General features: G+C 64.4%; 4 protein-coding genes. All 4 read right to left on the bottom strand.

The annotated features are described in order from the left end of the window. Positions 1-119: 119 nt before the first annotated feature. The 4 genes from FB389_RS08175 to FB389_RS08160 all read right to left on the bottom strand — a co-directional run bounded on the left by FB389_RS08175 (position 120) and on the right by FB389_RS08160 (position 13,916). Entirely contained in the window at positions 120-3,890 is a 3,771-nt protein-coding gene (locus tag FB389_RS08175) for a discoidin domain-containing protein (protein ID WP_170207936.1), read from the bottom strand. A gap of 2 nt (positions 3,891-3,892) precedes the next feature. After that, the gene (locus FB389_RS08170; protein WP_142112621.1) at positions 3,893-7,954 is read right to left on the bottom strand and encodes a cadherin-like beta sandwich domain-containing protein; all 4,062 of its coding nucleotides are present in this window, start codon (positions 7,952-7,954) and stop codon (positions 3,893-3,895) included. Between the two features lie 139 nt (positions 7,955-8,093). Further along, positions 8,094-12,089: a hypothetical protein gene (locus FB389_RS08165; protein ID WP_142112620.1), complete on the bottom strand. Its 3,996-nt coding sequence runs from the start codon at positions 12,087-12,089 to the stop codon at positions 8,094-8,096. A gap of 303 nt (positions 12,090-12,392) precedes the next feature. Beyond that, positions 12,393-13,916, bottom strand: a complete 1,524-nt coding sequence (locus FB389_RS08160) for a CDP-glycerol glycerophosphotransferase family protein (protein ID WP_142112619.1) — start codon at positions 13,914-13,916, stop codon at positions 12,393-12,395. Positions 13,917-13,928 lie beyond the last annotated feature (12 nt).

Genomic DNA, 13,928 nt, shown 5'->3' with positions numbered 1-13,928 from the left:
CTCGATACCTAACTTTGGGGGATCACTCGTCGTGATGTTCTGAAGAATGCAATTACCTGGTGGGATCGACCGGAGCGGCTCCCCGCCCGCCGCAGGACATGCGCCGGGCGGGGACCAAATCACCGGAGGGCCCGAACGGCGACCGTTTTGGTCACGGTGCGCAGTGCCTTGTTGCCGGTGAACTTCACCGCTACCTTGGCTCGGCCGCGAATCGCGATTGTCGCCGACTTCGCCTTCCCGCGCTTACTCACACGGACGGTCGTTACCCGTTTGCCGTTGACGGAGACGGCTGCGCGACCCGTGGCGGACACGCCTTTGGGTTTGACCACAGTGATGCGGAAACTGGCTATGCCGCCCGAGCGCTTCACGCTGATCTTTACCTTCGGCTTCGCCTTGAGGACGGAAATCCGTTGCCTTTGGGTGCTGGCCGACTGGCGCGCGGTTGCAACGGTGCGGGCCACAAGCGTTCGCTTACCAGATTTCTTGAGCGCGGGAAGCTTGATCCTGGCCAAGCCGCTGGCGGGTACGGTCACCTTGCGCGTCTCGCCCCAGCCAGTGAGTGTCACCCGTCCTCCGCGCCAGGTTCCCGTACTCGTCACGCGAACGGTCGCCGCCGTCTTCTTACCCACCTTCGCCTTGCCGATGACCACCCGAGTGGTCACCCGGGCTTTGTCGACCGCCAGCACCTTGGTCGCGGAACGTGAATCCCGCCAGCGGCCGGTGTCCGCACTCCGGAACTCAGCGGTAAGCGCGTGATCACCGATCGCCAGGGACGAGGGTATTGTCACCTCTGCAGCGCCGGCCACTACAGTTCCGTGAGCGATCTCACGGCCCGATTCGGTGATTACCACGGTACCCGCGGGCGTGCCTGAGCCGCTGGAGGTCACGGAGACTTCCGCGACGACGGGACGCTTCGCGTCGGCGACCACGGTGCTAGAACTGAGCCTGAGCACTGTGGCTGTTGGGACGCTCACTTCAGCAGTGGGAGTCACTGTGACAGTGATCGATCGTTCGACCCCCGATGACATGCCCGTGACGGTCAGAGTGTGCTCTCCCGTGATGGAGGGCACGACTACCTCTGCCGTGAACGCCCCGGTGGAATCCGCGGTGACCTGGCTGCTCGCCCCGCCCTGCCAGGCGAGAGTGATCGATTCTCCTGGAGTGAACCCGCTTCCCACGATCGGCAACGTACCGCCCGCGATGACTCCTCCGCTTCCGATGTCCCCCAGGGTGATGTCGCCGACCCGGGTGACTCCTGTCGCACCGTACACCTCGAAGTCCCATATCGAGTACGACCACTCGGTGCCTCGCTGCACTCCGACGAAACGGACGTAGCGCCCCTGAGTGCCCTCGGGCAAGGTGATGGTCTGGTCGCCACCGGTTCCTCCGGTGATGGTCTTGGCGACAGTCCAGTTCGCGCCGTCGAGCGAGGTCTCGATCCGGAAATCTCGGCCGTAGGCCCCTTCCCAGTTGATCCGGACGGCACCGATCTGCTGGGTACCACGAAGGTCGATCCGGGCGTTCTGCGCGTCGGTCGCGGCAGATTCCCAGCGCGTGAACCGGGACCCGTCAGTGAGGTTGGCTCCCACATGGTGGGTGTTGGCCGTGCTCGACACCTCTACACGAGCACTTCTCGCAAGATCGCCCAGGTGGACTTCGATTGCGCGTAGGTCGAAGGTGCCGATGGGAATGGTGACGCGCACGTACCTCGCCTTGCGAGGAGTGAACGTGGCCGTCTCACGCCCGCCGAGGGACGAGACCTGAGTCGCAGTCGTCCAGGACGAACCATTCGTGGACGTCGCGATGGCGTAGGTCGCGGGGTGCGTGGCCCCCCAGGCCACGAGTGCGGACCCGACGCTGTGCTCGGCGCCGAGATCGAGGACGACGTTCTGCACCTGCGTGGTGGTCGTTGCCCACCCGGTCGTGAAGTCGCCGTCGACGATGCTCGCGGCCGTTGCCGCACTGAGACCGGTGGGCGACACCACGACATCGGCGTCCCGAGCCAGGTCGCGGCTCGGCGTCACGTCATAGGCGATGGGCTCACCGTTGGCAGAGATGGTGTGCCCCTCGGCCGACAACGTTGCTCCGGCCGGAAGTTCCACCAGCACGATGGAACCGCCCGCAGGCACTGGCACCGTTGCCTGTCCGGACGCGCCACGCGCCAGATAGGAGCCCGTAACTGCGTCATACAGGTCGCGTGATCCGGTGAGGGGGATCTGCACCTGGGCAACCGACCCGGTCGGGTTGTAGATCAGCGACGTGGGATAGGCATTGTTCCCGAAGTGATCCAGGGCGTTCAGATCCGTTCGCAGGACGTCTGCCACGTTCGTCGGTTTGATGACGGACATGAATCCGATCCAGCCCGAACCGTACAGACCCAGGTTCGTTGAGTCCGGCCCCAGGTTCCACCCACCGGATCTTTCCGGGTGCGTGACATCGGCCGTGGCCAGGATGCCGACTCCGGAGTGCGGCTGCAACCCCTCGTACGCGATTGCGCCGGCACGCTTGTCGGTCTTCCATCCCGTGGACGATCCCGGCTGACCGGTCTGCTGCGTGCTGATCACGCCCTCCTGCTGGTTCGCATCCACTTGGTCGGCGAAGAACCACCGGGCCGACGTGTTGACGTTGAGCAGCCAGCGACCGACGGTGTTGGCATACTGCGTGTCGTACTTGGCAGCCGCGGCCAGCCAGGTCGTCACGAACGAGTTCATTGCGAATGCGTAGCCTCGAGTCGACGAGTCACCGTCGAATCCGGTGTCCGAGAGGCTGCCAGAGAGTCCCGACACCGTCCTACTGGCCCACCGCAACGGGCTCGTGCCTGCGCTGCGGAACCCACCGATTGTGCCCCAGCCGTTGCGGGCAACAGTGTCGTACTGGAGCCACTGGAAATACTTTGCCACGTCGTAGTTGGTACCGTGCATCGCGTTCATGCGCGCGGCCAGGTACGGCAGCAGCATCGTGATGATCTCGTAGTAGCGGTTCTCGCTGGAACGATCCATCGCGTCCATAGTCCACTTCGCGGTCTGGAGGTATTTCGCATCGCCAAAGTGGTCATGCGCCCAGATCAACACCGCAGCCGTAGCCGCTCCGATATCCGTGGCCTGGTTCCAGCCAGCGTTGATGATGGGCTTCATCTCTTCGAAGTCATAGTCCTGCATGTTGAAATCGGCGTTCGCGCCGCCGATCTGACGGACCATCGCGTCGTAGTTGTCTGCGATGCCCCGCAGGATCTGGTCCATATCCGTGGCGTCCGGGTACATCGATCCCATGGCGTAGTACAGGACGTTGGGCAGGAACTGGTACCAACCGTCGCGCGTGCCGGGGATGTCCTTGCCATCACCGGTCTTTCCGAGGAGCGGCGTGTTTCCTGCCACGCCGATGCCCTGATGAACGAAGGTGCGCATCATGTCGACGTAGTTGCAGGTGGTCACACCCGAGGGCAGATTCGGCTTGTTGCAGGTCTGGTTGCTCTTGTCGATTCCGATCAGGGTGCCGGAGATGATGGACGAGAACTGCGTCACCGATTCCTGATAGCCATCACCGTTGTTCGGTCCGAGCCGCTGGATGCGATCGTCACCCCAGTAGGCGGGCATCTTGAAAGAGCTCTCGCCGGGATCCATGTTGTATGCGGTCGAATCCTCCATGATGGTGGTGAAGTCGCCGCGGTTCGTCCAGTCGTACGCGAGGTCATCGAACGCCTGCGCCCGCTGTACCCAGTCGAAGGTGGTGCTCCCAGCCACTCCGAACGCAGGTACGGGGGAACTCTCGAACGAGGCCACCCCGCCCGTGACGATCTGGTCGGCGGAGATCGCCCCGGCGGTTGTCGGGGCGAGAAGCGAACCCGCGCATCCGAGGGCGATGACTGCGCCCATTGCGCGCCTGCGAGACATATTCATCGGATTCTTACCTTCACCGTCGTTGTGTGGCTGCTGGATTTGTAGATTCCACTACCGCTGAACTTCGCTACGACCTTCGTCGCCTTCTTGATCTTCGCCGTGGCCTTTGCCCTGACCTTGACCGTAGCGACGAATCGCGAACCGGACTTCTTGACCTTCGCCTTGCCCAGGATGCGCTTTCCAGCGACGAGGCGCACCGTGCCGGCGATGCGAGCGCCGCCGGCACCCGTCAACACGACCTTCACCGTCGCCGCTTTGTTGCGCACGATCTTCTTGGCGGATTTCTTCGGCTTGATGACGCGTGCCGTCACCTTCTTGACCTTCGTCTTCGTGACGGTCACGCTGAGTTTCCTCGAGGACGTCGCGAAGTCGCTGCTCGCAGGCACATAGGTCACTGTGGCGGCCAGTCGTCCCACCACAAGGTTCTTCGGCAGCGACACGGTCGCGTGACCGCGGATCAATGCTGCGGAGCCGAGCAGCTTGGATCCAGCACGGACCTCGACCCGGCCGGCGGGCACTGCCTCGGCTGCACGGACATTGACATCGATGCGCGGGGACACTCCGTAGCGGGCGCTCACAGTGCTCGGCGCATCGATTTGGGTGCTCTTCGGCTCGCTCGGGTCGACCGGCGATGTCTTCACCGTGAATGCGAGACGGTAGGTACGAGTGGTCACTCCGTCTTCAGCCGTTACCCGCACGGTCGTGGTTCCGGGCAGCGTCGATGCCGGAGTGACGGTGACGCTCGCCCGTTCGTCAGCGGCAATACCCGTGACGACAGGAACCGTGGTCGAACCGGCCGGGAGTTCTACGGCGTACTCGGTCTTTTCCGCGCTGAAGCCACTCAGAAGCGCACCTCCGACGCTCAGTGATGACAGCGACGCATCCGTGCTCGCCTGATATCCGCCCTCGGGAGTGTAGGAGACTCCCGTTTCGGAGACATCGATCGTGGGTGGCAGGCCACCATTGCCCACGGCTTCGCCGGCGAGCCGGATCGTGGTTCCGTCAATGTCGAAGTCGAATTTCTGATTCCTGTGCGTGAGCCCTGAAACGCCGCCGGTGCCACCCTCCAGGCGCAAGAAGGTCGGGGTTCCCTCGTCGAGCCGGTAACCGTTCGAGATCAGCATGAAGTCGATGAAGTTGGATATGCCGAACAGTGAGGGACGCACGCCGGAGGCCTTGATGTGCCCTCCGATCTCACCGTTTCCGGTTTCGTGGTAGACCTCCGCGAACCACTTGGCGATGACCATATCGCGGTTGTACGAGTTCACCAGCACGGTCGCCTGATCGAGCAGATCGGCACGCGAATAGTCACCGAACGGCTGCATGTCCAGCAAACCGTAGGTGATGAGCTGCACGTCCGGCGCCTTGACACGCACACGCCCGAGGCCCGCCAGCTGGCGATCTGCGTCGTAGTCCCATTCGTGACGTTCCAGGACCTTGGCGCGGAAACCCTCGCCGAGTTCTTCGGCAACCAGCCCGGTCGTCGTGTAGTACGACAGACCCTGACGCACCCAGCGTCCCTTCTGGTCACGATAGGGCTGTCCTTCGGTCTCCGGATGCTCCGGGATCGAGGTGCGGTTCGTGTCCAGGAAGACCTTCTGCACTGTCGGCCACACCTTGCCCGCGCCGTCCTGCGTGGTCGGGAAGAACCAGTCTTCGTAGTCGCGGGTCAGCGACGTGATGAGTGAGGTGTAGTACGCCGAGAGGTCGTCGTGACCGAGCAGATCGGCGATCCTCACCGCGAACTTCAGGTCGTAGATGAGAGAGGCCACGAACTCGCTGTCGCGTTCGTCCGTCGCATCGTTGCTTCCGAAGATCCAGCGCAGATTGTGCGACTCCCACACCAGATGGGCGTGCAACTCGTCGAATATCGACTCGAGCTTGGCCTCGTCGCCGGTTACGGAGTAGAGAATCCAGGCGGTCTGGGCCTTGCGGCTGGGCAGGGACTCGCCCTTCAATCCACCCTTGGCGTCCGTTCCGTTGGTGTCTGTTGGCGCGGGGCCGTCCATTTTGACGGACTTCATCATGCCGATGAACGAGTCCCAGGAGGCACCGGGGTTCGTGTATACCAACTGCTGCATACCCAGGAGGGAGTCCCAGGACGCGACGTTCCTCGTGCCGGGCGTTCCGTGCATCCACAGAGACGGTTTGCCTGTGCCCACCTGGGCATACAGATTTCCGGTCTCGGGCGTCGCCGGCAGGACGTTCATCTCCAGGTTGATCCACGCGTAGAAATAGAACACCCGCATACGGTCCGACTGCACACCCCCATCGGCGACGCGGCGGATCGAATAGTCTTCCAGGGCCGGCACGGTGCCCAGGTACTCGTTCCAATGCTGAGTCCAGTGTCCGATGCCGCTCGACTGTTCGTCCCTGCTCGCCCGCGCCGCGGTGCGAGATTGCCCCGCGGCATCCGACTCACCCGCAACTGCCCACGCGATTCCGATGTATCGATCCGTCCCGTCGGCGGGTAGGGTCGCCGCCCAGTATCCTGACGAACTCGTCGGAGCAGCGGTACCGGCATCCCCATTCTTGAATGACTGCACGCTGCCGTAGAACGTGACTTCGGAATCGAGCGGAAGGGCGACGCTACGCGACGCGTAGGGTCCGGTGACAGTGATGGTCCGGGATACCGCATCGTAGGCGGGATTCGAGTGCTCCAGCACTCCCCCGACGGCAAGGTTGCCATCCCCCGTCGCGTTGATCTTCCGCACCAGGCCATCGATCTGCCCGGTGGAGAAGTAGTCCTCCGTGTCGACTGTGATGTTGTCATAGGTTCCCCGCATCGTCACGGATGCGGGTGTCCACGCATAGTCGACGTTGTTGGCTTCGAAGACCGACGAGGAACCTCCGGAATGAATGGCTATGCGGTCGAAACGCGTCGAGGTGTTGTGCCCAACCTGGAACACCTTGAGCGTGAAGTTCTTGGAACCGCTCCAGCCAGTCAGCGCGCGCAGGTTGTAGGTGAAGACGCCGTGGCTGGCGATATCGCCCTGCAGCGGGATGTCTCCGCTTCCGGAGTTGACCTTCACGGCCCATTCGCCGGTACCCGAGGATGCCTTGAGCGACAGGAGCGGGTAGGTGTCGACGTTGAGCCCGGAGATCTGGGTGGTCGCTGCACCCCAGGCGTCGCCGGAGCTGCCCAAAGCGATGACACCCTCACCCGCGGAGGCAATTATCGACCCGTTCGAAGGGCCCGACCATCCGCTCACGTTGTCGAAGTTCGTCTCCCAGCCGACGGCCTGTCCGGTGCTGGGGAAGTCGTTCTCCCCGATCTTGTGGATCGAGATCGAGTCGAACGTCACTGAAACACTCGACGAGCCGGTGTGGTATGTGCTGGCCCACAACCGGAGCCGGAACTGCTGAGCCCCCGTGCGGCCTGCTTCCGCAAGCTTCTTGGCGAGTTCGACGGTGAATTCGCCGGTCACGGACGAATCAGGCTGGAATTTCACGACTTCCGGTCCACTTCCCCCGACGAAGTGGGCCTCGATCGACCAGAGCCCGTTCGCGGGGCTGATCGATGGCACATGGACGGTCAGCAGGGGCTGGTCACCAGGGCTGAAGTTGACGAGGGGCGATTGGAGGTATCCCCATTCGGCGCCGGAATTGGTGACCGTCACCTTGCCGCCCGAGTACACGGAAGTGGCATCGCGCAGGGTCCACCCTGCCGCCTCGGTGGCCGCTTGCGAATCAAACGACTCGTTCAGCGAGTATTCCGGGGCCTCCGCTCCTTTTTCGTAGACATTGAGGATGTTCTTTACGTGAATAGCCTCGTCGTGGGCGTAGAAGCCGTTCGAGAGAGGAAGGTTCGTCCCGCCCGAGTACTCGATCTCGCTGCGTTCCGTGGTGGCCCCCACCTCCTCGAACGCGAAGGGGTTGATGACGGTACGCGAATAGGGCACGGAAAGCCAGCGAGGCTGGGTCGTACTGGTATCGCGCAGGTCCGCCACGGTCGGTATCTGCGGCAACGCGGCAGTGGCCACGGGTGCAATGAGTGCACCAGCGGCGAGAAGCGCACCGATTCCGGTGGCGGCGATGCCCTTGAGTACTCGATTCACGAGGAGTCTCCTTCTGGAAGCCCGCCTGGCGGTAGCCTGCGGCGAGTGGAACGGCGGTCGCGGTGATGGCGTCCGGTGTCGAGTGGATCGGCAAGTGGCGGTCGGCGTCCGGTATTGCCAGGTCCCGGACGCCGCGCGGCTACTTGACGACTCGCAGTTTTGTCGTCTTCAACAGTTGCGAGTAGGTTTTGCTCTCGGTCATAGCCACCTTGAGCCTGGTCGTCTTCTTCAGTCCCTTGGTGGCCGATTTCTTGATCGTCACGGTCACGACCGATCGCGTGCCGCTCTTCTTGAGCTTCCCGGACGCGACGGTGCGCTTCCCGGCCTTCAGGACGACCTTGCCCGTAGGCGCCACACCTGCGACACCCGCGACGATGATCTTCACCTTCGCGGCCCTGCCGCGCTTGATCTTCCCGCCCGCCTTCTTGGGGCTGACGATCTTAACGGACTTCAATGCGGGCTTGGCCTTCTTCACCGTGAGGATGGACGAGGCCTGCGCCGCTTTGAACGACGTCCCCGAGGGGGTGAAGGCAATCCGGAGCGAGTGCCGACCAACGGCGATCGCCGCGGGCAGGACCACAGTGGCGCGCCCCGCTGCCAGTTTGGCCGAGGCCAGCTTGCGCGAGCCTTCGAATACCGCGATGTCACCCGCGGGGATTGCGCCAGTCGCCTGGGCCGTCACCACCAACCTGGCGGATTGGCCGAATGCGGTCGCGGTGGTCGCAGGTGCGACCAGGGTCACCGCGGTTGGCTGCGGCCCCGGCTCGCCGGGGTTGGCAGCCACGGTGAAGAGAATCGAATAGGTGGCCGTCGTGCCGTCGGCGGCGGTCACGACGACCTCGGCCGTGCCGGGAAGCCCGGCCGCCTGCGATACCGAGACGCTCGCCCCGGGGTGGGCAGCCGCGGCGGATACCTGCGGAACGGTGGTGGACCCCGCCGGAAGTTCCACCTGGTAGTCCTTGACTGCCGCAGCGAATCCCGGTACCGCGACGCCGCCGTATGTCAGCGAGGCGAGGGATGCGTCGCTGGAGGGAGCAGCGACCGGTGGCAGCACGGTCTGACCGATGACGGAGACGTCGACGCTGGCGGGCAGCGATCCCTCATTCACCGCCGTGCCGCTCAGTTTCGCGGTTGAGCCGTCGATGTCGAGATCGAACGACGAGCCGCGAATCTTCAGCCCAGTCAGACCGCCCGTTGTGTTGGGCAGGCGAAGGATAGCGGGGTTTCCGACATCCATGCGGAATCCGTTAGCTATCCACACGTTGTCGATGAAATGGATATTGCCGAATATCGACGGCGCAACCGAGCCGCCCCAAATCGACCCATCGCCGTTGACGCCGTACACCTCCGCGAACGTGCCCGCGCGGATGATGTCGCGGTTCATGATCTTGACGACCTGCTCGGCCTGGGCCGCCTTGCCGTTATCAAGCAACCCGTAGGTGACGAACTGGATATCGGGGGCCTTGATGTCCTTGTTGCCCGGGCCCGTCAGGCCGGCCAATCCCTTGGACGCCGAAAAGTTGTCGTTGAACAGCGAAAGCAGGCTGGTGGCCGGGCCCGATGACAGTTGCGGAACGTGCAACCCGGTGAGAACGTATTGGATCGGTTCCGTCTCATCGGCGTTGATCTTCCAACCCTGATCGTTTTGTATCCAGGTCTTGTAGAGCGGCGCCTTTCCTGCGGGGAAGAACAGCCTCTCGTAGGTTTGCCGGAGCGTGCCCGCGACCTGGGCCCACTTCGTTACGTCATCCGGCTTGCCTAATTCCTCGGATATCTTCTCGGCGTACCCCAGATCCACGGTCATCGACGCATAGAATTCCGCATCGCGTTCGGCCTTTCCCCCCGAGGTGTAGCTCCACTGCATGTTCTGATCCTGCGATGCCCAGTTCAGGTACTCGACCATGCGGTCGTAGACAGCAGCCAGTTGCGATTTGTCGCCCGTGACCTGGTACAGGATCCAGGCCGTCTGCGCCTTGCGGCTCGGCAGGGTTTCGTGGCTGGTGCCGGGTTCGGGAACCGCGTGCTTGAGGTTCCCCTTGAACGCGCTCCACGCAATCTCGGGCCGGATGTAAGCCATGAACTGGATGCCGAACAGCGAGTCCCACTCCGCCGACGCCTCCGCCCCGCGCGGTCCCGACGCGTACGTGGACGGTTTCCCCGTGGCAATTTGCCAAAAGTCGTCGCCCTCTTCCTGAGTTTCCGCGGTCGGCTCCATGATGTTCGCTTCGAGCCCGATCCACGCCGTGTAATACGCGCGCCGCACGTCCGCGGCCGTGACTGCCTTGGCATCAATGCCACTCAATGAGAAGTCCTGCGGCGTGGGGACCTGCGCCAGGAAGGAGTTGTAATGCGAGGTCCATCCCGCGCGCGCCTGGCTCAGCGCAGACGGCGACGAGGCGCTGACCGCGGTGGCTACCGCATCCGTGGTGGCCCGGGTGCGCTCATCGGCCTGCGAATTGGCGATGAGTGAGTAGCCGAAGCCGATTGCGGCCTGCGCCGACCCCGACACGGTGGTTGCCCAGTACCCGCCCCCGGGGCGCGGGTTCGTCGCCGGGTTCTTGCCCTTCCTCGCAGACGATTCGGAGGTGAAGAAGTAGAGCTGCGTGCCTGCCGGGAACTTCACCGCCCATGCGTGCGACCCGTGGCCGGTCGTCGTGACCACGGACAGGGTGCCGGCCGCCTTGTCATACGTTGCCTCGCCGGAGTATTTCCCAGCCAATCCCAAGTAGCCACCCGCCAGCGAGGGGGTGAGAACTCGTCCAAATCCATCGACCCCGACCACGGTGTCGTAGCCTGCGATCGAACCTTCGCTGCCGAACGAGGCGGTGTAATCGATAGCCTCGGGCTGCCACGTTTGCGTGTACGAGCTAGCAACGTTGAGCCACTGCTTCGTCCCGAAGAAGTGCAGGTCGGTGAAGCGGGTGCCTGTGCCGACCTCTCCGGAATGGTAGATGCGAATCTGGAAGGTGCGGACCCCGCTCCAGCCGGTGGACCCCGCCACGTCGAGCGTTTGTACCCCCGTGGAGGTCTGGTCCGAGCCCCAGAGCTTCTTCTTCTCCACGTTTTGGTCGTAAATCGCCATATTCCATTTGCCCGTGGTCGCCGCCGCCGTGATCGACAGCGTCGGGTACCGATCCAAATCGACCGTGACGGTGCGCGTTACGGCACCCCAGCTGTCGGTTGCGCCGGATCCACGCGTCAGGGTTCCGCCATCGCTGCCCGCCTGATACGTGAACTTGTGCCCCTGGTCATCGCCGATGGTCCACTCGCTTTGCGTCGCTGACCCAAAGTTATCCGACAACCCGACCGTGGTTTCGTCATCGCCCGCAGGCACGCCCGTGCCCCAGATCTTGACGTAGTCGAATGTCGCCGTGCGGGTGTTCACCTTGTCGCTCTTGGTGACGAACAGCCTGATGAGGAAGGTCTGCGTGCCGGTCAGCGACTTTGTGTCGTCGAGTTCCGACAGGTCGTAGTCGAACGTCCCGGCCTGGTTCGTGTCGGCCTGGACCATCCGGTCCCCGGACCCCGCGGGCTTGATCTTGAGCGCCCAGTAGCTCATGCCACCGCCGCCCAGTTCGGGCACGGACACCGTCAGCATCGGGTTCGCCGAGAGATTCACCGTGATCTCCTTGGAATACATGTTGCCGTATTCCTTACCCTGGCCGGTCGTGACTTGCAGGCCCTTGTTCCCGTCACCCAGGCCCACGATCTGGGATGTGACGCCCTCGTTTTGCCAGTTGTTGGTCCCGACGTCATTGAAATCCTCGCGCCACGCGACGCTTTCGGTACCCGTTTGCGTGGAGGCAGCGGGTTGCGCCTCTTGGGCCCTGAATATCTTGAGTTGCGGATCCTGGTACGCTTCGTCTCCCCAGCCGAAGTACTCGGTGGAAAGGGGAATGGATGGGCCCGACTTCGCGGCGTCGTTGCCCGGGTTCAAGGTGATGCGCGACCCCGGAGCCGAAATCCAGCGTTGCCGCTGGGCGCTCGAATCCTTGACGTCTTCGGTTGTGACGGTCGACTGCGCGCGCAGCGCAGTCCCGTTGGTGGTGTCGGCCTGGGCCCCCGCTGCGGGGGCGAGCCCCAATGTCACGACTAACGGCAATGCGGTGATCAAGGCGGCGGTGCGGAACTTCATCGTCTCTCCTGACGGCGGTCACCCCTGTGTGACCAAACCGGTTTAATACTAACCGGCGGATCAGCGATCGTCGAGCCCTCGGCGTCCGCCGTGCAAGTTCGCTCCCGCGAACCGCACAGGCCACGCACTAGCACACGCGAGCCGGTAGGCCCGCAGGCCCCTAGCCGTCGCCGCAGGCGGGCAGCCCCCTAGTCGCCGCCGCACGCGGGTAGGCTCCCCTAGCCGTCGCCGCACGCGGGCAGCCCCCTAGCCGTCGCCGCACGCGGGTAGGCTCCCTTGCCGTCGCCGCAGGCGGGCAGCCCCTTATTGGTCGCCCGCCGGCCCCAGGACGCGCGCCAGCTGATCGCGCCAGGGGCCATCCCACCCGCCGGCCGGTTTCTCGCCCAACACTGCGGCCGTTGCCACGGCACGTTCGCCTGCCCGCGGGTCCTCACCCAGGGCGACGCGGACCTCGTCCCTAAAACCCGTCAGTGAAGATGGCACGACGTACACGCCTTCGAGTACGCGCGCATCGAGCCCCGTCACGGGCGCATCCGGTGCCTCCGCGTCGCCGCGCGGACGGATCACAACGATGGGCCGCCCCGTCGCCAGGAAGTCGACCACGACGCTCGAGGGGTCGGTCACCAGCACATGCGCGATCGACGCCACGGTCACGAACCCGGGAGCCGAGGCGACCTTGCCCCACTGATGCTCCGCGCCGGTCCGGCGCGCATCGTCGCGCAAAAGGCCCTCGATGCGGCGGATAGCTTTGCGCCCCGCGCGGGTTTGCCGCGACAGCGCGTGGGGGCGGAAGACGACCCGCAGCCCGGCACCGATCAGGTCGGCGACGATCCGCTCCCCCTCGCGCAGGGAGCTGAGGCGGGTCTTGGAGTTATAGCCATCCCACGTCGGGGCGTACAGCGCGGTCTGCGGTTCGTTCGGGTCCGGGTCGCGCAGCGCCGCCAGCTGCGGCCGCGACACCGCCACGAATTTGGCGGGCTCGATCACCACGCCCGCGGCCGCGTATCTGTCGATCGAATGTCTTCCTGCCACCCATATTTCATCGAACATCGCGTGCGACGGGCTGGACGACAGCGCCTTATCCGAATCGCCGTGCCCCAAATAGATATGACGAGGCCCCCTCCACGCGACCATGTCGGTGTTGCGGGCGACGGAATTGACGTAGAAAACCGTCCGGAGGGTCGGCGCCAAGACTGCCTCGAGGTCGGCCGAGCGCGGGCACAGAACGACGGGCCATGGTACGCGATCTTGCAGTTCGCGCAGCGCGGATTCCTGGCGAACCACGACAATCCCCGGGCGGACGGACGCGGCCAGCAGGTCTTTCCACATCGCGATCTGGTAGGCGCTGCCGCGCGGACGGCAGTTGTAGATGGCGAACTGCGGCCGGGTCTTGGCGATCTTGGTCGCGATCTTATCGAGTGTCGCGCGCTGGCGCCGCACAACTTGCCAGGCCCGCAGCGTCACGGCGCACAGCGCCGCCAGCGCCACCACAGTCAGCTCCGCCGCGGGCCACCGCCAGCCTGCCAGCGTCACCAGGACGCCGGCAACGCTGCCCAGCGCCACCGTCCAACGCACCGCGCCGGCCCGCCGCGCGCGCGCGCCGACGGCGGGCAGGCCCGCCACGCGCGCACCGGCGATCACCTTCACTGCCGTGACACGGGCCGCGAACGGCCTGAGCAACCACAGCAATCCGGCGCCGATGGCGGTTGCAGCAGCCGGTAACCACGGCCCACCAGCGATCCGCCAGGCCAGCAGCACCGCGCCCGCTGCCAGCACCGCGGCCGCGAGGTCGTTGACGAATCGGCCCGCTAGCCGCAATGCGCCCATGGTGATCCTTTG

The organism is Rarobacter incanus (assembly GCF_006715765.1).
Classification (GTDB): Bacteria; Actinomycetota; Actinomycetes; order Actinomycetales; family Cellulomonadaceae; genus Rarobacter; species Rarobacter incanus.
This window is presented reverse-complemented; position numbering and strand designations above follow the sequence as displayed.

Bases quoted from the DNA above. Each gene is read 5' to 3' on its own strand.
- FB389_RS08175 (WP_170207936.1), bottom strand. From the start codon at position 3,890: ATGTCTCGCAGGCGCGCAATGGGCGCAGTCATCGCCCTCGGATGCGCG.
- FB389_RS08165 (WP_142112620.1), bottom strand. From the start codon at position 12,089: ATGAAGTTCCGCACCGCCGCCTTGATCACCGCATTGCCGTTAGTCGTG.
- FB389_RS08160 (WP_142112619.1), bottom strand. From the start codon at position 13,916: ATGGGCGCATTGCGGCTAGCGGGCCGATTCGTCAACGACCTCGCGGCC.